Raw genomic sequence first — 24520 nt, 5'->3', positions numbered from 1 at the left:
GCTCCTATCTATAAATCTTACTAATCATTTCATCCAATCCATCTGTACTTATGTCCATCATGTTGAGCGTTTCTTTATGGCCGATTAAACAGGCAACAAATCCGTCAATGTGCTCTGGTGACTTCCGCTTACTTGGCGCCTTCAAATTGTTGATATTTGTGATAATTTTTGCGTTTTGGGCACAAAAAATGAGCAGTGGATTATCGGTAACAATCGCTGCTCTTATTTCTCCATTTACTGTTCGTTCCTGCAAGAGAAGTATTTCAAAGTCGTCGAACGGCTCGTTCATATGAGTTGGATACTGCGGCACTTCCACACATTGGAGGCCCAGCATCTCCCATCGCTCGACCAATTTTTCAGCGAGTGCCGGGTCATAATTTATTTGTACTAAATTACAATGCTCAAACACCCACTGCACATATTCATCAACCATATCCTCATCCACCGTCTTGCCCGGACACAATGTGACATAGCCTGCTTTAGCCAATTCGCGATAAGGTACGTTCCGCTGCAGCTCCTTTTCTTCAATGCCGAATTCAGGGATAAAGTACATTTGCTTTACTTTAAGTAACGGTTCTCCGTGATCATCGAAACTAGGAACATTTATCGAAACACAAGTTAAGTCGGTTCGCCGTGACAAGTCGACACCAACAACCGCCGTTTCTCCTGCAATCTCGCCTATATCCTCAACCAACATTCGCTCTAATTCTTCTTTGTCGAAATAGGTCTCGGCGTAGTTTACGAAAACGTCCAGGTGCTTCGACATAAATTCAGCCTTGTTAAAACTGTTTTGCTGGGCTTCCTTGAACGCATTCTCGAGAAACTCCATGTTGACGGACACGCCCATATTCGGATTGACCATCAACCATACTTTTCGGTCTTCCCAATCGAATTTTTTGTTCGGCTCATAGATCATCCCAAACCAAGAATCGTCATTGTCATCTTTTACGACTTCTTTGGCATAGGCATATATTTGAGCACCCAGGGATCCTGACTGCTTACCAGCTGTGGAGGTAATAATATTTAACGGTTCATCCTGGGCTATCTGGGCAGACCGCAAGTTATCAAACTGTTCACGGTCCATCTGAGCGTGCACTTCGTCAAAATAGTTCACATACGGGTTTTTCCCCTCGTTGCCGGCATTATCTTTAGTCAACACCTTCAGGGTATTTGCGTATTTTATTCCATCTTCGACAAAAGTGTATTTAATAGACCGGATTGTATCTTCTTTCCCTTTATAAATCCGGGTACCAGGCCTTAAGTCTGGACTGTTTTCAATGGTAAGAGCAATTGGTATGGCTGCATTCTGACATTGTTCAAAGGTATTGGCCGAAATATAGAAATCAGCACCCTTGACCCCTTCACCATACATCCCATAGATGACTGGCGAGCCGCCCATGATTGTCTTCCCGTTCTTCTTTGGAACCTGTAAATAAGCCGTCCGGATCACCCGAACGGCTTTGCCATTTTCGTTATATTTTTGCCAACCGTAAATGTTTGCAAAGAAAAATTTTTGCCAAGATTCCAAGATTAAAGGCTGCCCGGCCCATCGGCCTTTCGCATGCTTCAAAAATGTTTCCGTAAAATAGAGCATGGCATTGGCCTTTTCGACATCGAACCAAATATCTTTTCGCTTTTGCCATTTTCGATATCGCTTTACCGCCAGCTTGACGGAATCAGGAAACAGCTTCGGCTTACGCTCTACTTCCTTGGCAAAAATATCAGCGTAATTTGTTTCAAAATCAATCATCTGGACATCCTCTGCCTAAACTGGACCAACTTACTATTTTCAGCAGGAGTAGGTTCTTCTTCCTTCTTCTCAGCATCGCCTTTCTCGAGGAGGCGGCCGCTCTTTTTAATAAGGTCCTTATTCTTTCCGTCCAGGCCAAGTTGACCAAGATATTTGGCGAGCTCTTTCCGAAGCTTTTCGGACGGTTGCTCTTTGTATTCCTCATAAGCATCCAGGTATATTTCAATGAGCAAATCAAGGGCCGGTGAATAGGTGCCGGCTTCGACCAACGCAATTATAACTTGCTCACGTTGGACGGAACGAGTATCCTGTTTACGAGGTTTCTTATTTGTTGTATTTTTCTTCTTTGTTGTACAACGTTTTTCGCCGCTTATATTTTTGGCCCATTTATCCCGGCCTTTCCAAACAGCGATTTTCTTTTCATCCACATCCAATTGTTCCGCAATTGCACGGTTGGTAATGTTCCCGCCGTGACTCTTAAACAAATCGAATGCTTTATCTCTATTCGGATCTCGTTTTCTCGCCAACCTCCACCCACCCCCTTTGTTGTATCAAAATAATTTCAAAAATTTTTTTGAGGCGCGCGTTTGACCCCTCGCTCCCTATCCTCCCATCGATTCAAAAAAATCGTTTTTGAGAGGGGGGGTATGCTTTTCTAGGATAGTTTCCAATCGAACTTTGGCTTTGGCCGATATTTTTCATTCGTTTCATTTTCCACAATCATATGGCACTGTGGACAAAGAGTCATGATGTTATCCGGATCAAGCTTCAACCTTGGATTGATTTGAATGGGAACAATGTGATGGTGATGAGCTCTTCTTCCAAAGACAAACTTCCCACATCGTAAGCAGCAGCCTTTGTCTCGCTGATAACAGTATGCTTTTAAATCCTTCCAGGCTTGAGTATTGTAGAATGATTTGTTCTTTGAATAAACAGGCTTGTCCTTCCTTCGCCGCCTATGGTTGTCACAGTAACGACCGGAAGTGATTAGGACTTTACAGCCTTGTTCACCGCAGTACTTCATTCCGTATCATCAGCATTCCAGTTATCGAAGATATATTGAGCAATGTCTTCTTTCTTAGTCACATCTTTAGGAATCTCAATATCATTCTTTTCTGCTAAAGCCTTTAATTGCTTAACCGTCATTACACTCAGCTGGTAATCTCTCTCACCATCATTTACTCCGAATGGCTGAGAATCCTCCTCGTTAGCAATCTCTCCGAATTGCTTCATACTGCCAGCAAGTTCATTCATCGCTAACATAGATACTGGATTCTCTGTCACTTCAAAGTCCGGCTCTGATCCTGCCGGCACAAACCGCACACGTTTTTCCTTCGTATCCCAGTACTCAGTGCCAGCTGCCGTCTTCCTGGTTTCAACATTCATTTCATAATCTCTCCTTTTAGTATTTTCATTTTTTCATTTATCTCTCGCTGCATTGCTGAACGAAAGATATTATTTTTAATAGGTTTGATATCTTCTTGCATTTTTCTTATGTCTGGATTAGTAGCAAAGCAAGTGTAATTATGTTTGCAGTGCGGACATTTAAAATAGGTTTCTATTACTTTTTTAGGATGATGCTTGGTTTTCATTTTTACATTGAAAACTTTACCGCAGTGATCACAGGTACCTTGCATATGATTCAGCTCCCTGTCGTCAGTTATTCATGCTATTACTATAAACCGTTTTGTATATAGCTTAAATGCATTTTAGGAGTGCTCCTTAACTGAACCTTTATAATCATTTATGAATTTAATCGTCCGTACTGCTTCCGCGTGTCGCTTCTTTATATGACTGGAACTATAATTTAAAATCTCAGCTATCTCTTCTAACGTATGACCGTCAATGTATTTTAGCTTAAGGATTTTATGATTCAGTCCCCGAAACGTATTTACTAATTTGATGATCTTTTCTTTTTGATCAGTCTTGGTGGCAATGTCATTTTTTATTTTCTCTATGTTTTCTTCTACCTGGGCACCCAGCGAATCATGCTGCAGCCTGACCCCGACTAAATCCCCTTCAACCCACCTTTTCAATTCCCTTTCTGTCTGTTCGAGATTAAATTCAAGGTAAGCTAGATCATCCTCAAGTTTCTGATAGTCTTTTAACCATTTGTACAAATGACAATCACCTGCCTTTGGTTAAAATGCGTTACGTTCCGTTACATCTGTTATGCGCTCAAACCCTTGGTATGACTGGGATTGTGATACTCTAAAACTCAAAACGTAACGCATTTGCCCCCTATTTTCTTATATAAATTAACTTTTTTATTTATTTATATTTATTTATAAAGAAATGCTTTTTATCTGTTACATCTGTTATGCACCATTCAAACCCTTGATATGAGTGGGTTTTCGAGCATAACAGATAACGTAACGCATAACGCATTTTACATCATTTTTCGTCAAAAAGGTCATAAAAAGGTGCTTTTTTCTCATTTTTCGTGACCGAAAACGGTCAAATCCCCCCTTTTTTTGACCGAATTTGGTCAAGCGGCGAAAAAAAGCTTACTCACTTAAGAAAATTCTTTTGTTTTTGCCGTCGATTCTTTGAACAACCGATTCAAAACCAAATAATTGTCGAATCTGTTTGGAAAAACTGATATTACTCACCGGCTGGTAACCATTATTCGAACAGTACAACTTATACTGAATGTAAATATCGCCGACAACGCTTCGTTCAAGCTCAATATCTTCATTGTTGACGAAGCTGAGAATAGGGTTATTTTCCTCATGGTACTTTTCCAGTTCTTTCTCAACGGCTTTCGATTTCGTGAATTTCTTATTTTTAAGCAGCCGCTTTAGCGCTTTGAAAGCCAGGACCAAAACATATTGTAAGGATTGCTCCGATAGTAATTTATCGGTAATGAATGGATCATAGTCCGGATCATCGGCACTGAACTTAGCCCGGAAGGGAACAATTTGTAACCGGCGGCCAAGACCATCCGTGTAATCATTTATCCGTGGCATCTCATTGGCGCTGAAGATTAATTTGGCATAGTTCGTGAAATCAAACGGGTCCTTACCCTTTCGCTCAACGTTTATGGTTTCACCAGTGGACAGCTTTTTAAAAACGGAAGACTCTTTAATGTACCCTTTGGAAATATCATCACCTATGTTGACCAACTTGCCAAAGAGCTCGGCCGTCTTAAATCGTTGATCCAATTCCTTCAAATCTAGTGAGGCAGCATTTTCTCGCCCGGCCAGTTTCCGGATGATTTTTAGATAGGATGACTTTCCGTTGGAACCTTCCCCAGTCAAAATAAATGTGGCCGCAAATTCATTTCGTCTGAAGAGAATATACCCAAGAATCTCTTCCAAAATGGCACGGATATTTTTATCATTAACGGCCAAACGGTCAAATGTCTTATCGGTCACCTCAGAATAAGCTTTTGGAATATAGGCGACCGGTATTTTGTTTCGAGTAATGATATCCGGGGAAAAGTCCTCTAAGTCCCAAGTTTCAAGATTAAATACCCCATTTTTCACTGGAACATATTTGGTTGGCGAGAATTGCTTATCGTCTGCCTTCAGCTGCAGGTAAGCAAGCGTTTCTTGCCTTTGCATCCGCTTAAGGGATGGAATGTGCCTGATCATCGCTTCTTCAATGTCAGACTGAACATCCGAGTACACTCCATCCTTGTATATATGAAGCAAATTTGCAATTTTACAGATGTGATGCTCATTAATTAAAAAGTCACCGAACTTTTCATGTTGGAAGGAACCCTTCACGAAGAAGGACTCCTTCATGAATGCTTCATCCCGAAGGATGATATTCAATTCGCTTTTTTCAACCGGTTCTTCCAGGACGTACTCATTTATGATGGAAATAGTCTCTTTTATATCTTTCTTGGCCATTCCCTGGGCCTGCATCTTGAGAATATACGTGAATAACTTATCGTTTCGCCCATCCCCATCCGTTAGCTTCGCTAGGTTGGGATTTTTTTTGTTATATGGATATAACCATCTTGGGAGTGGCTCGTGAGTCGTTGCTTTTCGTAACCATCGCCTGATTTTCCCATCAATTTTCAACGGGTCCGCGGTATTCCTGATTCCTAATTTATAGTCACAAAGGATACCTATATTGGAATACCATTTGATTTTATTGGCGGGTAAATCGTATCCGCGGAAGTAAAAATGCATACCTCCGGTTGTTTCTAGGACAGAGCATTGTATATTTTTATCCTCTACAATGTCCAAGATCGTCTCGGCATCGTCCATGTCATCGACATCAACCATGATATAATCATCGTCAAGTATGCCAACATAGGAATCTTCTTTTCGTGCTGTATGATAGGATAAGAGCTTTGCGCCATCCTTAAAAGCAGTGGCAGCATGCTTCCCGTTTCCCTTCAGATAACCCTTATACACAAATTACTCACCTACTTTTTCCCTTACATAAAGGATTTCCAATATTTGTGTCGAATTTAGTAATTGCTACCCCTAATAAACAGAGGTGTAAAAGTGGGGTATTGAACTTTGAGAGTGAAATCTGATGGAAAACCATCAGAAATCACCTCTCTTCAAAATTTCATTTAGTGTGGTTAAATCGACTCCAACGATGTCAAACTCAGGTTCTGGATCAGGGGAAACTCTAATTGGCTCCATATCGAATTTACCGCCCCAGAGCTTTTCGAATGGTTGGAATTCCATCTCTTCGGTGTACTTAGGCTTCTTTAAGGTTGCATGAGTACCGTATAAGACCTTTGCTCTCAACACGTCGAATGTGTACCCCTTTCCTGCTTTTTCTACCGATTTAATGATGTTGTTAACGCTCTCGGTATAAGCGTTGGTGTACGGTCTATCAAAATAGTTGAATATCTCTTGTTTGTTGTTATTGAATGTCCTGCGGATAGCTTTGAATTCCTTAAACTCTTTTGGTATTTCACTTTCCCACTTAGCAAACCGTTCCAGAGCTTCGTGCTTGTCCTCAGATTGGTTGTAAACATCCCTGATGCCTTCCTTTAGCCAATAGGCTTTTTCAAGCAGAGGATAGCGTTTAAACCATTCCATACGCCTTTCTATGTCCCGCCACTCCAAGTCCTCTTTATTACGCAGGAGAACCCACCTATCTCTTGTCAGGAAGCGTCGTTCATCCTTTGGCAAGCCGTTTTTAATCTGGACTCTAATTGCATTTAAGGCTTCCTGGGCATACTTGATAACATGGAATTTATCGACAACAACATAGCAATCAGGAACAAGTTCATTCATTGCATATTTATAGCCAGCGTTCATGTCTACTGTGGCAACCTCAATGTTCTTGTAGCCTTCCATGGACTGTATGGTGGCTTTTACAGTGCGTTTTAGGTTGTCTGGAGTCATTTCCAACATGATGCGATTCTCATTGTCTGTGAACACGCCTCGCATGGTCCTGTTGAGGTGTGCCTCGTCAATGCCAAGGACTCTTGGAGCAATAAGCCTGCGATCCCTTTCCTTCTCTTCCACAAACTCCAGGAAGTACCGCCTAACACTTGTATGAGAGATGCCATATTCCTCACCAATCGTTAGGAAAGGTCGCTTTAGTGTTAGTTGTTTAATATGTTCTACAAGCCTCTTAGTGACCTTCCCATTGCGTTCGATGCTTTCCAGGTACTCATAGAAGGTTCCGTCACAAGCAGAACATTTAAACCGCCTGTGCTTCAATACAAGACGTACTGCCTTGCCGTGCATGGATATGTCAGACACTGTCCGCTCTTTGACTTGATGGAGCTTAAATTCCACATTGTCGGCAATGTCTTCGCCTTCATGAATGAACTGGATACTGCCACATTGCATACACATGTAAGGCATTTCTTTCTTTTCTACAGTAAAGCGATAGAAGTGATTGTTTTGTTCTTGTTTGATAACTTTGAATTCTGATAGATTTAACATAATTTCACCCCGAAAGTTCAGTAATGGTATATGTTACCATTGTACCATCGTATTGCTTCACGGTGAACTTTCAGTGTGACGAATGCTGTTTAATATTGTTTTGGATGACTCTTTATCACTTCTAACGGATACCTTTGGATTACACGCTCATACGGTTGCAACATGGAGATTAATATATTCTTGTCATTAGATAACGCAATTTCTTTCCAACGGAACGACTGGTGAGTTTGATTCTTTAACATTTCTGTTTTCACTACATATGGTTCAGCCCGTTCAATTGCATAATCCATAAAAGATCCCTCCTGTTAAAAATTGAATACTTCCCTCAACCATGACCGCTTTTCTCTATTCCAGTAAAGGTAGCCCTCACCTTCACTTGAAAGCCACCTGTAAGTCCAAGCTGTACCACCGCCTGCCCAACGAGATCCATCAGGGAATAAGCTATATCGTGATATTTCTATCCTCGCTTTGTAACCATCAATCATTTCCAAAGTAGCCGTGACGGTAGGTTTTTTAGCTTTAATGAAGGTGGCTTTTAATATTTTTCTGTATGGTAATGGTATGTCTTTAGGGGTTGTATCTCGCAAGCATCTCTTCACCCATTCAAATGCCTTATTGTCTAATTTCTCTTTGGCTGTTTCCTCTTTGAATAGAGTTAATTGTTCCATTTTGTCACCTCCAAAGTTCAAGAAGTTTGTTGCTTACCTATTACTCAGTTTCACCCTGAAGTTTCAATAGCCTAAAAGTGACTAAGCGAAAACTTAAACCGATTGCAGAGTCTTCTACTGGTCTTAATACACGATATCAAGATGTTTCAACAAAAAAAGAACTTACGCTTAATCAAGCAGTTAAAGCCGTGAAACAAGGAAAGTATCCGGGCATTCATGTTGTAGAACGCAAAGATGGAACAATATTTATTCGTTCTAATCCAGATGGCAAGGAAAACAATAATTTAGAGTAACAAAATTACTTAGGGGTAGAATTTTTTTAAATGTATTTGTTCATCCTAAACAATAGAGCAAGGTGGAAATATCGCCTTTATTGTTATTTCCCTGGTACCTTGCTCCTCCTCAATCCTCGATAGCCGACTACTCCCTCCCTAAAAATGCGTTTATCCGTTCAACTGCCATATCCCAATACCACCAGTAATCTAACTTCGATGGTATTTTCATCCCAGTTACATCATCATTGATTATGAAGCAGCAGTCGGGCGTGTATGATATCTTCTCAGCCGAACCATCTTTCACCCGTTTCAATTCCTTGTCATTTTTGTCGATACTGGCAAAAACCCGGAATACCTTCTCATTCATTCGCCTGGTCCCATATCGGGCATAATCATATTTGTTGCTGATTTTGACTATCTTTTGGAACTTCCGAAGTTCGGTGCAGCTGAAGATGGTTTCTTCCGGATCTATGCCTTTAACTAAGTAATTGACAACCGCTTCGTTAACAATTGGCAGGTCATAGTCCAAATCATTTTGCTTTTTCACCCAGGCCCCTTTTGCCTTCCACCTTGGCTTGCCCTTTTCGTCGTATAATTCGCCGAAAGGAACAAGGATATAGTTATTCACATCTTTCTGGATAACTTTGTGGAAAGAATCAAAATCGAGCCCCATGCGTGTCCTTTGCTCCCACTCGTAGCAAATATCATCAATCAGGTCGTAATCCTCATCCCGGTATAATTTGATTAAAATGCCGTCTGTGTTGGCCTGGACTAACTCACAATACGGTTCTAGCAATTCTATTAAATCCACCATCAAAGTCATGCCGCCGATAACAATATTGTTAAACTGGCGGGGATCATAGAGCTCATTGTATTTATCCTTGGTTGCTCCAAAAGCGCTGTTGATGACGATTTTTAGTGGGGCCTCACGTTTATCTTCGGCAGCCTTATACTTAAGCCTGGTATCCCGAATTTGGCGAAACTTTTCGGGGTTTTTGACATTACGGCTTAAATAGTCGTACTCAATCATTAACGCTGGGTAGTAACTGGCCACGTCTATATTTATAAAATGGCCTGTCTCATAATAGTTCCTTCGGGCACCGTGCAGACCGCCCCAGGCAAAAACAGTCGGAACTCCGGCTATATCCAATTCGAGAAATTTGCTATAGTCCCGGTTCTCCCAATAAAACTGCGTTACTTCTTTATATTTTGAAATCCACAATGTATTTGGGAAAGAAATGTCGAACTCATCGTTCCTCGGTATTTTCGGCCGTTTTGCTTCGAGAATGACCGCTGCCAGCTGCGCCTTTGTTTTGGAGATATATCGCAAAGAAAGGTTAAACATTTTCAGCAGTTCCATTTGTGATTGAAATTCCGCAATATTCTCCATAAATATATGCATCGTTTCATGGACATCGTGCCGGCAGTATTTAATGGTTTCCTCTATCTCGGCTTTAGTTAGAGGGCGATCCGTATCAAAACTTACTGATGATTCCCGGATGTCATGGCCCATGAACCCTTCCAGCTGCTTTAGTGACCGTAATTTATTGGTCATTACATCGTAGTTGTACAGTCGTATTTTCCAAAAGTCTTTATAAAACTTCCAACCTGGCTCTCGCTTCACGATTATCCAGTGGTTTACTTCTTGAGGGCTGAAACCGCAAATGATACCTTTCAAAATGTATTGGTCATAGTGCCGGCTGTTGTACCCAACCCAAATTTCGTTTTTATGTTTGTTGTAGAAATCTATGAAGGCCTTTTCGTTATTAACGAAAACTTCCTCGGACTTCGTATCCGTATTGGTAATGACAACGAGCCAGTCATGTTTGAAAACCTCGAAATCGTAGAAGAGCATTGCTATTACTCCCTTTTAATACCTTTGAAGGCACCTGGCTTGTATAGGGCCTCATGGAAACCGTCTACATCATCGCTGGCTGATGTGACAACATAAAAGTCACTATGCTCCTGCCAGCCGTCACGAAGACAGTCCTGAGTGTTTACAATGTCTTGTTTATACCCATCCTCAAACATGAAGTGGTTCACTACAGCTGTACCTGAGGAATAATACTTTCCAGATTCCTTATAAAAAGTAACGGATATTTTATGATTATTTGGCCTGTTCATTTTCCCCATCCTTTCTTCAGATAGGTTAAAAAATTTTTAACCTACTTTACACATTCCTACAAACCTATTAAAATACTACTTGGGAATGCAGCAGAACCGGACAAAATGGGACAGCCCAACCGGGGCGCTTGCGTTCCTTTTTTATTTCCGATCCCGTATTCCCCTCTTATCTCTTTCCTTTGCCGTAACATTTTGGACAAGGTGCTTTAACACTATGGTTGTATAGTCCGAAGCCCCATTTTTTCACTTTGTGGGTTGAAATGAAATCTAAGATAAATCCCTTACCTTTACAGGCGTGACACTTCTTCACTTACATCCCTCCGATTCTATTAAAAAAGGGAAGGCCGGAACCTTCCCCCTTATTCAATTATTCAACTTCAAATACTTCGAGGATTTTGAAAGTGTCGTAACCATCTTTGTTGGTTCCTTTTTCAAGGAGATATTCGAACTTACCGTCGATATCTTCATGGATGTCTAGGACAAGATCTGCATAGTCTGCGAAGCTGGTAAACTTCACTTCGTCCTTTTCGCAATCCCAAAGGGCCCGAAGCATTTCGTTGTTCTGGTGAACCTGAAGGCCAAATGCGCGGTCATTTTGTGGCTGCATGACTTTGTTATAGAAAATACGCTGCCCTTCGTAATCACCATCAACAACCTTAAACCAGATGGATAGCATTGGATCACCTTTGCTGGATTCCTTCATTTCCAGCTTTTCAACCTCAACTTCATACGAACCATCCGGTAGGGGCTCAAAATCGCCCCCGCCGTTCTTTTCAACTTCTTCAACGTCTTGCTGCAGTACTTCCAAATCAACCTGTTTATCAAACTTATCCCAATTGAATCCCATTAAATATCAGCCTCCATAATGTCTTTTGGTGTGTTGAATGTGAAGGTCAAATCTACCAAGAAATACTGGCCATACTTATTGTGTTTCTCAGTGATTTTCCAAGATGTTAAATGCTTATCTTCCTTTGCTTCGGTAACAACGGATTCAGCTTCGAGCAATGTGTCTGTGTAATGCTGCTCCTTCGTGTTCAAATCGCGTTTTGCCATTTAGTTATCATCCTTTCGATATAAAAGTTTTTAAAATGGTAAATCATCATCAGAAATATCAATTTGGCCAAATCCTGCAAATGGATCATCAATTAACTTTTTTTTTCACGTTCTCTGCGGGTTCTCCGAGTACGCGCAGGCTTTTCCTCTTCTTCACCTGCAACTTCAGCCGGTGCATCTTCACCTGGAGGAGTATCGTCATCTGCAACTGCAGCACGACTGCGGCGAGTGCGCTTCGGCTTTTCCTCTTCGGCCGCATCCGAATCAGCATTGCGTGCTTTGCGCTCACGCTTAGGCTTTTCTTCTTCAGCTGGGGCCGCTTCTTCGGCCACTGTACGGGATCTGTGTTGACGCTTCGGCTTTTCCTCGGCAGGAGGTTGTTCCTCTTCATATGTGGCAGTGATTGTTTCGCCATCCTCCAATTCGACAGCAACTTCCTTCTTAACCCGGCCAGTACGCTTTGGCTTTTCTTTCTTCTTGGTTGCCTTTCCATCCTGTGCCGCTTTCAGCTCTTCAATGAAAGCATCCATTTCTAGTGGAATGGTCTCCACTTGCCAATCAAATCTACCACCGCCAAAGACATTTTGTTTTTTCTTCAGCTGCAGGAACCTTTCATCGTTAGAATCCACATATGCGCGAAGGGTAAGGTCAACTGTACCAGTAAGGAAATTGGCCACTTTATCATTAATATTTGGCTTGAAGGTTGTACGCTTGACGCCGCCTTTAAGGGTAATTTCTTCAACCTTTTCTTTGCTGACATATCCAATTTGATAGCCTAATGCCTTCAGACGCTTCATGGCATTGTTAAATTCAGTTGTTACCTTAGACCACCCTTTACCATAAGAACCGTCTGATTCGTGCTCCCAGCCATTCTTGTCAAAGACGTAGACACGGCAGTGTTCGTAAATGTCCTCCACCAAATCTAGGGCGACTGCTTCATAATCGTTTTCTTCAGTTTCCAAATCATTAATCGCATCCAAGAATACTTCCCAGGCTAACTTTCGGTTAGTAACACGGCCGGATTTTGTGACAATATCCTTAATCGGTATTACCGGCGCTGTGGTATTATCGGTATTACCATCCGTGTTGAGGAAAAGGACATTTGGAATGTTATCCACAAACGTACTCTTTCCTACATAGGAATCTGCGTAAATCCAAAAGTCAGGTTTCGTATCAATCTTGCGCTCCCGGCGCTCGTTCTTTGGCAATACCAATTCAATCTCTCCCTTATCGTTATAAATTGCTTCCAAGTAATTCGGTGCGAATTTTGGAATGCAGCTGAAACACTTTTTTGTGACGTTCCGTTTAGAAAAATCTTTGGTACGCTTAATTTTTTCAACGGAATTTTTGAAATACACGCTTTCCATTTCATCAAAATCGATTGGAACAAAGGTGACTTCGCTTTCCTCCACCGCCCGGATCAGTCGCTTGCGGAAGTGGAATAAATCCTCGTTGTCCTTTTGCTTCATGCTTGTTTTGGGAACAAACATATAGGCCAACTTTTTAACAGAGAATCCGTCACGCTCTAAGCGGTCTTTGTAAATATGTAGCTGTCCGGATTCGAGATAATTTTTGATGTTGTTACTGTACTTAAAATCCATTACCATGCAAGTCCCGTCAGGTGCCTGGATGATTAAATCCACATATCCAACAAAGTCGTAATGGTCAATCTTGTATTCATGGATCAGCTCACAGTCAGAAAAGTTTTTATCCAGGAATGCTTTCACCTTCGGAATCAAGATTTCCAGTTTCAGAGCTTCCTCGATGATTGGATCCGTGAGTACCGGATACGCATTGTAGTATTCATTTATTGCCGTTTCTACATCGTGCTCGACGCCTGTATGAAGGGCATTTCCAATGATGAGTGGATTGTCCGCATCGTACCGAGGTAACTCGGTTAAACGCTTGATGTACCTTAAATCAAAGTGAAACGGGCAATCGTTGAATAGTGAGACTCGAGAGTAAGAAAATTGGGTCACTCAAACCACCTTTCTTTCCAGGCATCGAAGTCCCTTGGCCGTAAGATATATGCCTGTCCACCCGATTCTTTTATTTTGCGAATATTATAAAGTTGCAGTTTCGTAGGCTGACCAACATCCGTTTTGAGCTCTATTCCGTGAAACGTGCCATCTATGCAGGCTAGGACATCAGGAATGCCTTGTTTCGTGTATTGGCTGCCGGCCCAGTATTTCAAATGCCAAACATCCTTATCCTTTAAAAATTTAATTACTTTTTTTTGAAACGCATTTTCACGCATTACTTCACCTTGAACATTACGTAAGCTTTTTTATTGGTTACCTTTGGATAATCCTCGAGCAATTCGCCATATAGTGCCGGCTCTTTTTGCTGAAGCTTTTTCAAATCAATGGATGTGGAAGAACTAGCAGCAACCCGGGTGATTTTTAAAAACTCATTGTCAATGGATTTAATATCGTGCTGATCCATGGCTGCTTCCAATTCAGCTTTCATTGCTTTTTGCTTTTCTTGCAATTCTTTCACTTGTTTTTCCACAATTGCTACGTGTGCCATAATCTGTAAATACTTGTTTTCAAACTGCGCAACTTCAGTAGTCAATTCGATTCCTCCTAAAACATGTTATTTTCGGGACTGTCAATGTTCCGTTTATGGTAATCTTGGAAAACCACCATCTGACGCAGCTGGTAGTAATCCAAATCATTAATACTGGTGCCTTTTGCATCTTCGGTGATTCCAATTGATAAGAGATAAGCTCGATAGCTTTGTGCGAGTGATTCATGAGACAACCTTACAGTGTCAAAGAGTTTACCCATCGGTTACCTCTCCCATTAGAATCTTGTAACACCCAATGAGTATTCTAATTTGGTAGCGAACATCATCGAACGCATTGTGGTGGACAAGACTTTCGTCATCATAGTGCTCTTTCAATTCACCTTCTGAAACCCCAAGCTTGTCGGCCGCTAGTTCCACTATTGTCCGCACATCCCGGTCATTTCTGTAATTGATCGGATAGGTTAAACCTAAGCGTTCAAACTGATGCTGAATCATTTTGTTATCAAACAGAATCCCGTTTCCCCATAGGTAGAGGTCTGCTCCCCCATCTACCAAATCGCAAAGCCATTCGTGGAAATTTCTAAGAACATCTTCACTGGATGATTCACCACTATTAATTAATTGGGCAAACAGTTCTTTATCCGTTTTTAGCCACCACTTAATTGTTCCGCCAGTTACTTTCAGTTCTTTTTCATTCTTTTCAATGTCTGCAATTTGATTAAATGAAAAGTAGGTATTGCCATCTTTGATATCGAATGCCATTGCAGAAATCTGAATTATTGTTGAGTCAGAATTGGTACCTAATGTTTCGATATCAGTCATCACATCTAACCTTGTCACTCGCCTTCCTCCTTCTCGAATAATGCATCCGTGTAGTCTTTTCTTTCTTTCAGCACTTCCAACATGCGCCATTCTATGGATCCATCCGTCAGCAGATAATAATAGAAACACGGTTGGTCCTGTCCGATACGGTGAATCCTCTTTTTCGACTGCTCGAACAGTTCGCTTTTATCAGTCAGGGAGAAATAAACAGTCTTGTTGGCCTTTTGAAGGTTCAGCCCCATGGCCCCTGCCTGGTACTGGATAAGCGTTACGCTGTCGCTGTGTGTCTCATATGCTGTCAGGTCTTTCAAATCCCCATTTACTGTCGAAATTGGCAGTTCAATCATGTCTACCAGTGCGGCATATTCTTTCTTAAAGTTGTAGAAAATTATTAACCTGTCATTCGTGCTATCGATTAAATCTTTCACGTACTGCAGCTTATTGTCGTTATAGACTCCCGCCAACTGACGTAGATACAACTTTTTAGCAGCTGGCGTGTCGCCGATCAGCTCCTCACCGTTTACCTCAACGATGGAATGTTTTTTAAATTCCTTGTACAGTTTCGTACTTGGAATTTTCACCATCACATCATTAACGGCCGGAAGGTCGAAAACTTCTTCGGTCTTCATAAAGATTGCTCCGTACTGTCGTAACTTGGCTTTCAACCGGTCCACGTTTTTATAACCAGTGATTTTATTCTGTTGGTTAATCTCGTCCCATTCGTAGACCACAAATTGTTTTAAGAATAGTTGTTTCGTAATCTTCCAACCTAGCAAGTGTAGTTGGCTCCAAAGTTCCTCATACTTGCCACCGGTGGGAGTACCCGATAGCAATATCACGTTGTCTGCCCGTAGATTAAGGATGTACTTAGAGCGTTTGGAAGATTCATTTTTTATCATGGATGACTCGTCCAGCATTAGCGTAAAGTGTCTTAATTTCAGGAGCTCCGGCCGCCGCCAAATCTTGTCGTAATTTATGATTAGGACACTGTCCTCCGGGATGATGTCTAAACTTTGTTTGTCAAAGACGATGACTTTGTACTCCGGATAGTAGGTTTCAAAATGCTCTTTCCAGTCGTCTATTTTGGATTTCTGACATATGAGCAGGTTATACGGGGTATTCAGCTCCCACATCTTTTCCGAGCCTACAAATGTCTTCCCAAGGCCCATATCCAAATAGTAGGCAACACGGTTCTTTTCGAACGTTTCATCCAGCGCTCTATCCTGGTGGGGAAAAAGTTGAATGTAAGAGTCCCCCTTCCGTGTTATAATTGGTTCGAAATAAGTTTTTCTTTGGACCACTTTGCCGAGTGGTCTTTTTTAAATTGCTCTGTAACATGGAACCTGCTGTCTTTCGATTAGATACCTTTGTAGATTACCTTCAGTTACTACATCTTTGCCGAAGACAAAGTAGACATCACCATCTTGGATTTCATCCCCGAAAGTATCTTCGATTGGATAATCGTTATCCTTCTCCATCCTTCTCACCTCCCCTCAAGTAATCGCCTTACGCTGCTTGTTTCGCTTCCGCTGCTCTTTCCGTTTTTGAGTGCGATTAGAAGCAGGATTAGCCATATGGCTTTTTAACAATTTTCGGGCATATTCAAGACCGTTTACCTTTTCACCACGATCCAAGGATTCGATTGCTTCAGCGAGTATCCCATCAACCTCTTTCAAAATTTCCAAATGCTTTACCCTCACTTTCCGTCATAGTTATCAATCATGTAACCAACTGTGACGATTTCCCGTAGATTCGTAGAGTGTTCGACAGATGCCAGTCTGGCATGTAGGTCGCCATCGCCGACATAATTTATTAATTCTTTGCTGATTTTCAACATTCTCACCTCCTTAAAATGACAGGGTTTTTCTACAGCATTTTGTGACGGTTCTTTCAGACGGCATATGCTCCGAAATAGACCGGCAGACGACAACATTTTTCGCAAGCTAGGCCAAAAAAGGAAGCCTGGTTAGGGCTTATTTTTCGCTATCTAATTCGGCCATTATCTCCAGTGCTCTTTTTGCATCCCGATATCCGATTAACGTTCTTTCCTCAACCGAATCAGTTTCTGGGAAGATCCAATATTTTATAAAATAGCTTTGAGTTACAAAAAGAATTTCCAAGAATACAATTTCACTTAAGATATGAACTCGATAAGCTCTACCTTTTTCTAAACAAGATTCGATTTCTTTTGAAACTACATCAGCGAATTTATCGCCGTATTTCTCCCGGAGCTCAGCAATCTCTACATCGATTTCCTTCACTTATCTCACTCCTTCTTGAACAGCAGTGTTACCAGCTGACCATCCCTTTTAATAACTTTGCGATCATATTCTTTTGATAATTCCGATTGTTGCCTCTTCCCCCAGGCACCGGCGCTGTTTATTAGTTCGGATAGACCCGCGGGAATTTCCACTTTATGTTCATCTAAAAAAATTCCGGTAATTGTTATGTTCATTTTCCTCTCCCCTCCATGTGCAAAAACCGCACATTAAAGGCATTAAAATAAATCATTAATGGACAAACTAAGTGCAGCTGAAATGTTTTTTGCCACTTCTAGAGAAGGAGTGTTCTTACCGTTTTCAATGTTTGCCAAATATGCTCGGTTAATTCCGACTTTTTCTGCCAGTTGTTCTTGCGTTAGTCCCATCTCCTTTCTAGCAGCAATAAGTTTTTCTCTTGGTACTGTCATTTTGTCACCTCCATTGTGCGTTTAGCGCACCTTGTGTATTCAGTATACGTGCGTATAGCGCACGTGTCAATAGTGAATGTGCATAATACGCACTGTTTTTTTAACGCACATTTTTTGTTAAAATTTAATAGTAGCGAAGGGGTGTTGGTATGAGCTTTTCAGAAAGGTTAAAAGAATTAAGAGAAAAAAGAGGATTGACCCAGGAAGCCTTGGCAGATTTATTAAAAGTACCGCGATCAACCATTACTCATTATGAAAATAATCCTGATCGCAGGCCTCGACAAAAACGAATGAATGAGATTGCAGACTTTTTCGGTGTAAGTGTGGACTATCTTATAGGACGTGCTAATACAACAACTTTAACCCCTGCAGAGAAGGACCTCCTCGATAGGATAGAAAATGAAGACCCTCCAAATCTTGAGGACATCGATTTTAAAGTTGATGGGAGACCGGCAACGAAAGAGGAAATTAACGGAGCAATTGCGTTTATTCGCTCTCTTCGGGGTTTGAAGTAGTATTTTTTTCTTCAAGTTCTTTGAGCAACTTACTAATAAATTCTAATAAATCAACGGTTTTCCTCATCGGTGGTCCAACTCCTTTGTTGATGTTGAAAGGGTGTCTGTCCGTTTGGCCTACAAAATCGGTAGATGCCTGCTTCTTGATTTGCTTCGTAAAAAAGATATGTCACAGTTGCAGCTTGCTGAAATCATGGGAATAAGAGTTCAGCAAATTAACAAGTATGTACTCAATAAACAACGAATGTCGCTCCAGGTTGCGAAAAACATTGCGACAATATTGAACTGCAAAATTGATGACTTATACGAGTGGATAGAAGTAGGCAATGAAGAGTAGATTTTTATCTACTCGCGGACAGACTTCAGCCGAACGGCTGATTTTTTATTCAGTATAGCATTTCAACTTTGTCGAAGTTTGTCAAATCTTAGAAGAATAAAACACTTTAAGGGAAATGACAAATATTTGTTATAAATATAGTATCATAAATACGAACATCCGTTCTATAATATTTTAAAAAAGGAGTTGTTCTGACACAAATGACAAATAAAATAAAAAGGCCACAAGTTAAAACTGTAAACACAAAACTTCGCGTAGCCTTGTATATTCGAGTCAGCACCCAGGAACAAGTTGACAACTCGAGTATTGAAACGCAGAAAGAAAAGTTGGAAGCCTATTGTAAAGCAAAAGATTGGGTTGTTTATGATACTTACATTGACCCTGGGTACAGCGGATCTAATCTGAACCGTCCTGATTTGCAACGGCTGTTGGGTGATTTAAAACATATAGATGCCGTTATGGTATATAAATTAGACCGCTTATCCAGATCTCAAAAAGATACCTTAGAGCTAATCGAGGACTATTTTTTAAAGAATAATGTTGACTTTGTATCTGTCACGGAAACCCTGGACACATCCACCCCGTTTGGTAAAGCGATGATCGGCATATTGTCCGTCTTTGCTCAACTGGAGCGAGAAATGATTGCAGAACGTATGAGAGATGGATTAATAGACCGTGCCAAGAAAGGTTATTGGGTCGCTGGGGGAAACTATGAACCGGCTGGATTTGGGGTTAGACATGACGGTGATCTGTACGAAAAAGAGGACGAAGTTAAGCATATTCAAGCTGCTTACAACTATTATGAGCAGCTGCATTCAATCACCAAAATGCAGGCCAGGCTAAAAGAGGACGGTTTTCCCGTTTGGAGATTCCGCCGCTATAATGATGTTTTAAGAAGTCGCTTAAACATTGGGGAGGTTAGCTTTGCAGGGGTTTATTACAAGGGACGGCACAAACCCATTATCTCCAAAGAACAGTTCGACCGGGTTCAGGCTCTATTGGAAAGGCATAAGGGGAAGAACTGGGGAAAGGTAAAAGAATCCCTTTTGTCCGGATTGATGACTTGCGGAGGATGCCGAGAAAGTTTTGTTACTTATAAAACAGGGATAACAAAGAGAAACAAAAAATCGTATAGATATTATATTTGCAGGGCCAAACGCTTCCCTTCAGAATACACTCATAAATGCACAAATATTAATTGGAATGCCACCAAACTAGACTCCTTAATTGCAGATGAGATTAGCAATCTGCTTATCAACAAAAAAACACAGCCAACCAAATCAAAACATATAGAGTACGACAAATTAATAAAAAACGTTGATGCCAAAATGAAGCGAATCCTTTCTCTTTATGCTGAAGGAAGAGTACCTGTGGCATTACTAAATGACCAAATGGAAGAATTACAAACGGAAAGACTTTACCTAAAGAAGAGGGAGGAATTACAAGAAGAGAAATCAAGCATCGTTATTACGGAGGAAGACTTGAAACAATTCTCAATTGACTTAAACGCGGGAGATTTCCCTACGCGACAAGCTATCGTGCAAAAGTTTATAAAGGAAATAATTATCCATGGTGACGATATAGAAATCATCTGGAATTTTTAATACCCTTTTCTTACGTATTCATATCCGGCAGCGCATACTGCCCAAACTAATAGATTCGTATTTTGTAAGACCGCTTCGACTGCACGATTCGAGGCATTTTGCTGCCCGTCTGAAAGGGTCCCCTCCCATTCGAGCACTTTCGCCGGGATGTCGAATGCAGGCGGCGGCCCGGACCAGCCGATGAGTGGTGTACATTCGCTAATCCGCCCCATCATGAGACACTTCCTGCAATACGTGCACATATCCCCACAGCGCGCACACGTGAAGCTCCCGAACAACTGCGGATTCCGGTTGCCGCAACGGGCACAGCTGCTTGTTTTGCCAATCGTGCTAATGCCTTTGTTGTAGGTGATGCAGCCGTTTTCATAGTGGTGCTGGATTTCCTCGAGGATAAACGGTAGGTCATCAAGGAGGAGTTGCTTACCGGCAAGGATTTGCTGGAGTTCCGGGTTTGGGTTGAAGTTTGGGTTGAGCGGCGGTTTTGGGATGGTTTCGATTTGGGAGATGCGGAGGGTGCCGGGTGGATAGCGGTTGGGAGGGAGTGTTTGGATGGGGGTGAGGCCTCCCTCCTGTAGGTTAAATCTCATGAATATTCTCCTCTTTCTCTGTTTTTTTCTGTGGAAAAGAGGGACTTAGGTAGATTCTTCCTCTCCTCTCTCCTATGTAAGGCAATTGGCTGCCCAGCAAGATTCTACGGGCCGCTCGCCTGGTAGGGATCCCAAGTAACTCTCTTAATTCTTGATTTGAAATATAAGGCCGAACGAGAAGGAAATAGTCCATGGTTTTCTGGATATGGGCATCTTTCGAAATGTGTTTACAATGCCCACAAATCCACTTCCCCCTGAAAAATACCATTTGCTGGTTGCAGCAAGGGCAATAAATGCCTTTTAATAGTTTATTCCTTGCTATCCCGAAAACTTTTAAAATACTTTTTAGATTAGGAGTGTGAATCTTTAGAAATTGCTTGCAAATATTGGTGATTTGGTGTGGGGTTAGAACATCTTTCGTATACTGTTTTTCTAATTCGAAGAGTTTATGAACAATCGCACTGGCGTGGCAAACCCGATCAATTTTATCCGTATCGGAGGTGAGTTTTGTTTTAGTACTTGCTATAGAGATCAGATAATTGAAGGGCAAATCGGGGTAATGTTCCTTGAGTAGAAAACTTAGCTTAAGGATGATGTTTTTCGCCTGTACAATCGGATCTTCAAATACTTCCTCGGAATTATCTTCTTGGACCCGGATGAGTTGGTCGAACTTGCTGTCAAAAAAGAGGGTTCCTTTCATATTTTTCGACTCAATGACCAAACAATATCTTGTTGTAAGGATGAGACAATCAATTTGGAAGAAGTCGTCTTTAAAAGGGAGGCGAAGGTCGTTTAAGATATAGTAGCCCTCATGTGGAAGGAGACGGAGATAGTAATCAAGCTGCGTTTCACCCCAATATCCAGCTTTCCGTTTAGACAGGTCATTCTCGACCAGCGGATAGAAAGAGGATTGTGGTGAAAGGTTCCTAAGCAGGGCTTCCCCCTGGAGGACTCGATGTGGAACGGTTCTTTCTTTCAGCTTCAAATAGGATTCACTCCTTTATGTTGGATGAAATTATATTTCTCTAATGAGCAGGCTGTTTCCTGCAAAAATGTTTTGATAATAGTGAACATTTTATGAATAGTGGTAGGTGGGAAGGGAGAAGGTTTTTGAGATACGGATTTAAGTTTCGCTATTTGTGGCGGTATGGACCGTAATTGTGACAGTATGTACCACTTTTTAAGATTAATGAACCTTTTCTGTGACAGTATGAACCCTTTTCTATTTTTATGTACCACTCCCCCCTTGCTGAAAACTAGTTTCCATAAATGCGAACAAGCCATCCCGCCCGCGGGATGGCCTTTCATTCAGAAAAATCCACTAAGTATTAGTTAAATTCTCTTAAAATTGGTTTCTCTATGTTCATTAATGTGTGACGGTATGGACCGAAATTGTGACAATATGCACCACTTTTTAAGATTAATGAACCTTATTTGTGACAGTATGAACCCTTTTCTATTTTTATGTACCACTCCCCCCTTACTGAAAACTAGCATCCATAAAATGTGAACGAGCCATCCCGCCCGCGGGATGGCCTTCATTCAGTGAAAACCGGCTTTTCATAAACTTTTAACCTATTATTATAGGGATAACTTCAATAATCAACATGCCGCCTACTAAAAAACCTACAGCGTTACGCTCTCCCGATCAATTTTCCCAAGCCGGCACTTAATATCTGTTGCAATCTCAGAAGCTAGGAGTTCGAGTCCGATCCAGCCAAGCGAGATAAAGTGGGCGTAGCGTTTTTGGACTTCCCATTTGAGTTCGTTTTTGCCGCAGATGCTGTGGCGGTTTACTTCGTCGACTTCGCGCTTAATGAGCGCCATCCCCGCGGACCGGTCCTCTTCGGGAAGCTCTAACAGCTCGTCGATCCGCTCCATAAACTCAATCGACTTTGTAATCTTGTATTCTATTTCATCATAGGCGGCCTGGCTTATCAGACCATACTTTAATTTATAGCGATTCAGCAATAAAGCAGAATCATAGGTGGCGCGGACAATCTCATCGCGGGTCATTGAATCGGTTTCATAGCTCAACATATACTTCCATGAAGGGGAAAGCATCGCTTCACGAAAATCTTCGAGCGTATGGCAAAACTTCTTGTAGCCAAATGCGTCAGGATTCTCAAACGCTGGACTCCCAGGATCTAGGAACGGCGCGAGCGGCGCAATGAAATACGACAGGCGCGGATCATTGCCGCACTCATTGTGAACCAATTCACAAAACCGAACATTATCAATTGCACTCTGATAGCTTTGCTTAGGGATGCCGGTCATAAAGAATAAATCAATCTTCGCGCAGCCGTGCTTCATCGCGTATTGCAATGTGTCAATCACCTTCTTATTTGAACAATTGAACTTTCCGTTAAAACGGCGAATCTCCTCATCCGACGATTCAAGCGTAATTTGAACGCTATACTTTGGAACGGCTTTATGAAGACGCGCGAAAAATTCCTCATCGACGTACTGGAACAGTTCGAAGACCAATTCATTTTTAAGCTCCATTTTTGCCAGGCCATCAAAAAATTCATTGACATACTCTTTTCCGCCTTGGCGGATGTCGTTCAAAAGGAAAACCGGCGCCCGGCTGAAGCGTTGGATGAACGCAATGTCCTCAAGCATTTTATGCGGGGAACGCATCGCAATCCTTTTCCTGCTGCAATTTTGCAAATAAGCGTCCTTGGAGCCGCCGCAGATGAGGCAGTTGTACGTACAGCCCTTCGAGGTGAGGATCGCCGTGTTCGGATACTGGAACCAGCCTTTGTACGGCAGCGGGTCGAGCAGATTGAAATACTTGAAAACAGAGCGGATAATGTAGCGGTAGCCAGGAAAGTCAAACTCATCGAGGTCATCAGGCACATAGGTGTGCGGATTGTGGACCGCCTCTTCCCCGCGCCTCCAGCTAAGGTTCGGAATCGAGGAAAACTCCTTCTTGCCGGCAGCAAGCGCATTCAGCAGCATAAGGATCAGCTTCTCCGTCGTATCACCCCTGACAACAAAATCGATACACGGATACTCGAGAAGCTCCTTGTGGAAATACCTAGAAGACAGACCGCCAAACAGTACCGGCACGTCCGGGTGAAGCAGCTTTAAAATCTTCGCAATTTCAATACTACCGTGGGCGTGCGGCAGCCAATGAAGGTCAATGCCAAACGCCTTCGTTTTAATGCCGCGCAGCTTCTTTTCAACATCGAAATGCGGGTTCAGCAGCATTCTGTTTGCGATATTAATAATCTTTACCTTCAGGCCGAACCGCTCAAGATAATCGCCAATGCTTGTCAGTCCTATTGGATACATCTCAAAGACCGGCGACGACGGCACCACATCGCTGATCGGACCGGTAAACAGCATCTCCTTCCGAAAATCGAACACAGTTGGCGGATGGATCAGCACTAAATCATAAACCATTTTCATCACCCTCACCTTTTGATTGAAATCAACTTATGCGGGGACTGGTTGTACGAGATGAATAGGAGTCAGTCTCTCATCTCCATTCTGCCACTATTTGGCACATCTTGGGTGAGTTTTCAGAATGTTTAACACAATGTTCACTATTTCACAAATTCTCTTTTTGCAAAAATGAGCCACACGCCAAGCAATGGTTGGAACAAGGATGCCTGGCCATGCCACAAATTCCGAGAAAACAAACAAGCCACCCCGCTATTGAAGTGGAGTGGCCCGCAAACAAATAATAAAA

The 24520-nt window shown here is 41.8% G+C and carries 33 protein-coding genes; 4 read left to right on the top strand and 29 right to left on the bottom strand.

What is annotated here, in order from left to right; translation table 11 throughout:
• Window positions 1–4: 4 nt before the first annotated feature.
• The 10 genes from D1B31_RS16220 to D1B31_RS16175 form a co-directional block, all read right to left on the bottom strand.
• The gene (locus D1B31_RS16220; RefSeq protein WP_118922279.1) at window positions 5–1750 is read right to left on the bottom strand and encodes a terminase large subunit; all 1746 of its coding nucleotides are present in this window, start codon (window positions 1748–1750) and stop codon (window positions 5–7) included.
• Window positions 1747–2277, bottom strand: coding sequence for a phage terminase small subunit-related protein (locus D1B31_RS16215; protein ID WP_240035303.1), 531 nt, complete (start codon window positions 2275–2277; stop codon window positions 1747–1749). The genes D1B31_RS16220 and D1B31_RS16215 overlap by 4 nt, the downstream gene beginning before the upstream one ends.
• A gap of 128 nt (window positions 2278–2405) precedes the next feature.
• On the bottom strand, window positions 2406–2774 hold the full coding sequence (locus D1B31_RS16210) for an HNH endonuclease (protein ID WP_118922277.1): 369 nt from the start codon (window positions 2772–2774) through the stop codon (window positions 2406–2408).
• The gene (locus tag D1B31_RS16205; protein WP_118922275.1) at window positions 2771–3136 is read right to left on the bottom strand and encodes a hypothetical protein; all 366 of its coding nucleotides are present in this window, start codon (window positions 3134–3136) and stop codon (window positions 2771–2773) included. The genes D1B31_RS16210 and D1B31_RS16205 overlap by 4 nt, the downstream gene beginning before the upstream one ends.
• The gene (locus D1B31_RS16200; protein ID WP_118922273.1) at window positions 3133–3387 is read right to left on the bottom strand and encodes a hypothetical protein; all 255 of its coding nucleotides are present in this window, start codon (window positions 3385–3387) and stop codon (window positions 3133–3135) included. Before D1B31_RS16200 ends, D1B31_RS16205 begins: the two co-directional genes overlap by 4 nt.
• A gap of 72 nt (window positions 3388–3459) precedes the next feature.
• Entirely contained in the window at window positions 3460–3870 is a 411-nt protein-coding gene (locus tag D1B31_RS16195) for a sigma factor-like helix-turn-helix DNA-binding protein (protein ID WP_118922271.1), read from the bottom strand.
• 387 nt (window positions 3871–4257) lie between these two features.
• Window positions 4258–6120, bottom strand: coding sequence for a DNA primase family protein (locus tag D1B31_RS16190; protein WP_118922269.1), 1863 nt, complete (start codon window positions 6118–6120; stop codon window positions 4258–4260).
• A gap of 135 nt (window positions 6121–6255) precedes the next feature.
• On the bottom strand, window positions 6256–7620 hold the full coding sequence (locus D1B31_RS16185) for an ISL3 family transposase (protein ID WP_118922267.1): 1365 nt from the start codon (window positions 7618–7620) through the stop codon (window positions 6256–6258).
• Window positions 7621–7709: 89 nt separating this feature from the next.
• Window positions 7710–7910, bottom strand: a complete 201-nt coding sequence (locus D1B31_RS16180; RefSeq protein ID WP_118922265.1) for a hypothetical protein — start codon at window positions 7908–7910, stop codon at window positions 7710–7712.
• 15 nt (window positions 7911–7925) lie between these two features.
• The gene (locus D1B31_RS16175) at window positions 7926–8288 is read right to left on the bottom strand and encodes a hypothetical protein (protein ID WP_118922263.1); all 363 of its coding nucleotides are present in this window, start codon (window positions 8286–8288) and stop codon (window positions 7926–7928) included.
• A 77-nt stretch (window positions 8289–8365) separates the two neighbouring features.
• Between D1B31_RS16175 and D1B31_RS16170 the strand changes: the two genes are divergently transcribed.
• Window positions 8366–8581 (top strand): DUF3892 domain-containing protein, encoded by a 216-nt coding sequence (locus D1B31_RS16170; protein ID WP_118922261.1) that lies wholly within the window; start codon window positions 8366–8368, stop codon window positions 8579–8581.
• A gap of 127 nt (window positions 8582–8708) precedes the next feature.
• Here D1B31_RS16170 and D1B31_RS16165 read toward each other — a convergent pair whose 3' ends face one another.
• The 16 genes from D1B31_RS16165 to D1B31_RS16095 form a co-directional block, all read right to left on the bottom strand.
• On the bottom strand, window positions 8709–10418 hold the full coding sequence (locus tag D1B31_RS16165; protein WP_118922259.1) for a hypothetical protein: 1710 nt from the start codon (window positions 10416–10418) through the stop codon (window positions 8709–8711).
• Window positions 10419–10423: 5 nt separating this feature from the next.
• Window positions 10424–10687: a hypothetical protein gene (locus tag D1B31_RS16160; protein WP_118922257.1), complete on the bottom strand. Its 264-nt coding sequence runs from the start codon at window positions 10685–10687 to the stop codon at window positions 10424–10426.
• Between the two features lie 367 nt (window positions 10688–11054).
• Window positions 11055–11534 carry a DUF669 domain-containing protein gene (locus D1B31_RS16155; protein WP_118922255.1) on the bottom strand — a complete coding sequence of 160 codons (480 nt, stop codon included), beginning with the start codon at window positions 11532–11534 and terminating at the stop codon, window positions 11055–11057.
• Window positions 11534–11740 carry a hypothetical protein gene (locus D1B31_RS16150; RefSeq protein WP_118922253.1) on the bottom strand — a complete coding sequence of 69 codons (207 nt, stop codon included), beginning with the start codon at window positions 11738–11740 and terminating at the stop codon, window positions 11534–11536. The genes D1B31_RS16155 and D1B31_RS16150 overlap by 1 nt, the downstream gene beginning before the upstream one ends.
• A 92-nt stretch (window positions 11741–11832) precedes the next feature.
• A complete protein-coding gene (locus D1B31_RS16145) occupies window positions 11833–13719 on the bottom strand; it encodes an AAA family ATPase (RefSeq protein WP_118922251.1) in 1887 nt (628 codons plus the stop codon).
• Entirely contained in the window at window positions 13716–13997 is a 282-nt protein-coding gene (locus tag D1B31_RS16140) for a VRR-NUC domain-containing protein (RefSeq protein ID WP_118922249.1), read from the bottom strand. The genes D1B31_RS16145 and D1B31_RS16140 overlap by 4 nt, the downstream gene beginning before the upstream one ends.
• Window positions 13997–14314 (bottom strand): hypothetical protein, encoded by a 318-nt coding sequence (locus D1B31_RS16135; RefSeq protein WP_240035302.1) that lies wholly within the window; start codon window positions 14312–14314, stop codon window positions 13997–13999. The genes D1B31_RS16140 and D1B31_RS16135 overlap by 1 nt, the downstream gene beginning before the upstream one ends.
• Before the next feature lie 11 nt (window positions 14315–14325).
• Complete coding sequence (locus tag D1B31_RS16130) at window positions 14326–14529, bottom strand: hypothetical protein (protein ID WP_118922247.1); 204 nt, start codon at window positions 14527–14529, stop codon at window positions 14326–14328.
• The gene (locus D1B31_RS16125) at window positions 14522–15109 is read right to left on the bottom strand and encodes a 3'-5' exonuclease (protein WP_240035301.1); all 588 of its coding nucleotides are present in this window, start codon (window positions 15107–15109) and stop codon (window positions 14522–14524) included. Before D1B31_RS16125 ends, D1B31_RS16130 begins: the two co-directional genes overlap by 8 nt.
• Window positions 15106–16335: an SNF2-related protein gene (locus D1B31_RS16120; RefSeq protein ID WP_118922450.1), complete on the bottom strand. Its 1230-nt coding sequence runs from the start codon at window positions 16333–16335 to the stop codon at window positions 15106–15108. The genes D1B31_RS16125 and D1B31_RS16120 overlap by 4 nt, the downstream gene beginning before the upstream one ends.
• Window positions 16336–16410: 75 nt before the next feature.
• Entirely contained in the window at window positions 16411–16569 is a 159-nt protein-coding gene (locus D1B31_RS16115) for a YqaI family protein (protein ID WP_118922243.1), read from the bottom strand.
• A 15-nt stretch (window positions 16570–16584) separates the two neighbouring features.
• The gene (locus tag D1B31_RS16110) at window positions 16585–16776 is read right to left on the bottom strand and encodes a hypothetical protein (RefSeq protein ID WP_118922241.1); all 192 of its coding nucleotides are present in this window, start codon (window positions 16774–16776) and stop codon (window positions 16585–16587) included.
• Between the two features lie 11 nt (window positions 16777–16787).
• Entirely contained in the window at window positions 16788–16928 is a 141-nt protein-coding gene (locus D1B31_RS24350) for a hypothetical protein (protein WP_158587573.1), read from the bottom strand.
• A 136-nt stretch (window positions 16929–17064) separates the two neighbouring features.
• Window positions 17065–17352 carry a hypothetical protein gene (locus D1B31_RS16105; protein ID WP_118922239.1) on the bottom strand — a complete coding sequence of 96 codons (288 nt, stop codon included), beginning with the start codon at window positions 17350–17352 and terminating at the stop codon, window positions 17065–17067.
• A 5-nt stretch (window positions 17353–17357) separates the two neighbouring features.
• Complete coding sequence (locus tag D1B31_RS16100) at window positions 17358–17546, bottom strand: hypothetical protein (RefSeq protein ID WP_118922237.1); 189 nt, start codon at window positions 17544–17546, stop codon at window positions 17358–17360.
• Window positions 17547–17588: 42 nt separating this feature from the next.
• Window positions 17589–17780, bottom strand: coding sequence for a helix-turn-helix transcriptional regulator (locus D1B31_RS16095; RefSeq protein WP_118922235.1), 192 nt, complete (start codon window positions 17778–17780; stop codon window positions 17589–17591).
• Between the two features lie 149 nt (window positions 17781–17929).
• Between D1B31_RS16095 and D1B31_RS16090 the strand changes: the two genes are divergently transcribed.
• The 3 genes from D1B31_RS16090 to D1B31_RS16080 all read left to right on the top strand — a co-directional run bounded on the left by D1B31_RS16090 (window position 17930) and on the right by D1B31_RS16080 (window position 20236).
• Entirely contained in the window at window positions 17930–18295 is a 366-nt protein-coding gene (locus D1B31_RS16090) for a helix-turn-helix domain-containing protein (RefSeq protein WP_118922233.1), read from the top strand.
• Between the two features lie 112 nt (window positions 18296–18407).
• Window positions 18408–18632 (top strand): helix-turn-helix transcriptional regulator, encoded by a 225-nt coding sequence (locus D1B31_RS16085; RefSeq protein WP_118922231.1) that lies wholly within the window; start codon window positions 18408–18410, stop codon window positions 18630–18632.
• 200 nt (window positions 18633–18832) lie between these two features.
• The gene (locus tag D1B31_RS16080; RefSeq protein ID WP_118922229.1) at window positions 18833–20236 is read left to right on the top strand and encodes a recombinase family protein; all 1404 of its coding nucleotides are present in this window, start codon (window positions 18833–18835) and stop codon (window positions 20234–20236) included.
• Here D1B31_RS16080 and D1B31_RS16075 read toward each other — a convergent pair.
• From D1B31_RS16075 to D1B31_RS16060, 3 genes are all read right to left on the bottom strand, one after another.
• Window positions 20233–20823 (bottom strand): hypothetical protein, encoded by a 591-nt coding sequence (locus D1B31_RS16075; protein ID WP_118922227.1) that lies wholly within the window; start codon window positions 20821–20823, stop codon window positions 20233–20235. The two genes, D1B31_RS16080 and D1B31_RS16075, sit on opposite strands and share 4 nt — an antisense overlap.
• Window positions 20813–21808, bottom strand: coding sequence for a nuclease-related domain-containing protein (locus D1B31_RS16070; RefSeq protein ID WP_118922225.1), 996 nt, complete (start codon window positions 21806–21808; stop codon window positions 20813–20815). The genes D1B31_RS16075 and D1B31_RS16070 overlap by 11 nt, the downstream gene beginning before the upstream one ends.
• Window positions 21809–22449: 641 nt before the next feature.
• A complete protein-coding gene (locus tag D1B31_RS16060) occupies window positions 22450–24231 on the bottom strand; it encodes a TIGR04190 family B12-binding domain/radical SAM domain protein (RefSeq protein WP_118922447.1) in 1782 nt (593 codons plus the stop codon).
• Window positions 24232–24520 lie beyond the last annotated feature (289 nt).

This window comes from Neobacillus notoginsengisoli, from assembly GCF_003515685.1.
In the GTDB taxonomy this organism is placed as follows: Bacteria; Bacillota; Bacilli; order Bacillales; family Cytobacillaceae; genus Bacillus_D; species Bacillus_D notoginsengisoli.
The sequence above is the reverse complement of the archived record's forward strand: the minus strand, read 5'-3'. Positions and strand labels throughout refer to the sequence as shown.

What these genes read in the sequence shown, in the direction of transcription:
- D1B31_RS16220 (WP_118922279.1), bottom strand. Translation starts at nt 1,750, where the DNA reads ATGATTGATTTTGAAACAAATTACGCTGATATTTTTGCCAAGGAAGTA.
- D1B31_RS16210 (WP_118922277.1), bottom strand. Translation starts at nt 2,774, where the DNA reads ATGAAGTACTGCGGTGAACAAGGCTGTAAAGTCCTAATCACTTCCGGT.
- D1B31_RS16205 (WP_118922275.1), bottom strand. Translation starts at nt 3,136, where the DNA reads ATGAATGTTGAAACCAGGAAGACGGCAGCTGGCACTGAGTACTGGGAT.
- D1B31_RS16200 (WP_118922273.1), bottom strand. Translation starts at nt 3,387, where the DNA reads ATGCAAGGTACCTGTGATCACTGCGGTAAAGTTTTCAATGTAAAAATG.
- D1B31_RS16185 (WP_118922267.1), bottom strand. Translation starts at nt 7,620, where the DNA reads ATGTTAAATCTATCAGAATTCAAAGTTATCAAACAAGAACAAAACAAT.
- D1B31_RS16180 (WP_118922265.1), bottom strand. Translation starts at nt 7,910, where the DNA reads ATGGATTATGCAATTGAACGGGCTGAACCATATGTAGTGAAAACAGAA.
- D1B31_RS16175 (WP_118922263.1), bottom strand. Translation starts at nt 8,288, where the DNA reads ATGGAACAATTAACTCTATTCAAAGAGGAAACAGCCAAAGAGAAATTA.
- D1B31_RS16165 (WP_118922259.1), bottom strand. Translation starts at nt 10,418, where the DNA reads ATGCTCTTCTACGATTTCGAGGTTTTCAAACATGACTGGCTCGTTGTC.
- D1B31_RS16160 (WP_118922257.1), bottom strand. Translation starts at nt 10,687, where the DNA reads ATGAACAGGCCAAATAATCATAAAATATCCGTTACTTTTTATAAGGAA.
- D1B31_RS16155 (WP_118922255.1), bottom strand. Translation starts at nt 11,534, where the DNA reads ATGGGATTCAATTGGGATAAGTTTGATAAACAGGTTGATTTGGAAGTA.
- D1B31_RS16150 (WP_118922253.1), bottom strand. Translation starts at nt 11,740, where the DNA reads ATGGCAAAACGCGATTTGAACACGAAGGAGCAGCATTACACAGACACA.
- D1B31_RS16140 (WP_118922249.1), bottom strand. Translation starts at nt 13,997, where the DNA reads ATGCGTGAAAATGCGTTTCAAAAAAAAGTAATTAAATTTTTAAAGGAT.
- D1B31_RS16130 (WP_118922247.1), bottom strand. Translation starts at nt 14,529, where the DNA reads ATGGGTAAACTCTTTGACACTGTAAGGTTGTCTCATGAATCACTCGCA.
- D1B31_RS16115 (WP_118922243.1), bottom strand. Translation starts at nt 16,569, where the DNA reads ATGGAGAAGGATAACGATTATCCAATCGAAGATACTTTCGGGGATGAA.
- D1B31_RS24350 (WP_158587573.1), bottom strand. Translation starts at nt 16,928, where the DNA reads ATGTTGAAAATCAGCAAAGAATTAATAAATTATGTCGGCGATGGCGAC.
- D1B31_RS16100 (WP_118922237.1), bottom strand. Translation starts at nt 17,546, where the DNA reads ATGAACATAACAATTACCGGAATTTTTTTAGATGAACATAAAGTGGAA.
- D1B31_RS16095 (WP_118922235.1), bottom strand. Translation starts at nt 17,780, where the DNA reads ATGACAGTACCAAGAGAAAAACTTATTGCTGCTAGAAAGGAGATGGGA.
- D1B31_RS16090 (WP_118922233.1), top strand. Translation starts at nt 17,930, where the DNA reads ATGAGCTTTTCAGAAAGGTTAAAAGAATTAAGAGAAAAAAGAGGATTG.
- D1B31_RS16080 (WP_118922229.1), top strand. Translation starts at nt 18,833, where the DNA reads ATGACAAATAAAATAAAAAGGCCACAAGTTAAAACTGTAAACACAAAA.
- D1B31_RS16075 (WP_118922227.1), bottom strand. Translation starts at nt 20,823, where the DNA reads ATGAGATTTAACCTACAGGAGGGAGGCCTCACCCCCATCCAAACACTC.
- D1B31_RS16060 (WP_118922447.1), bottom strand. Translation starts at nt 24,231, where the DNA reads ATGGTTTATGATTTAGTGCTGATCCATCCGCCAACTGTGTTCGATTTT.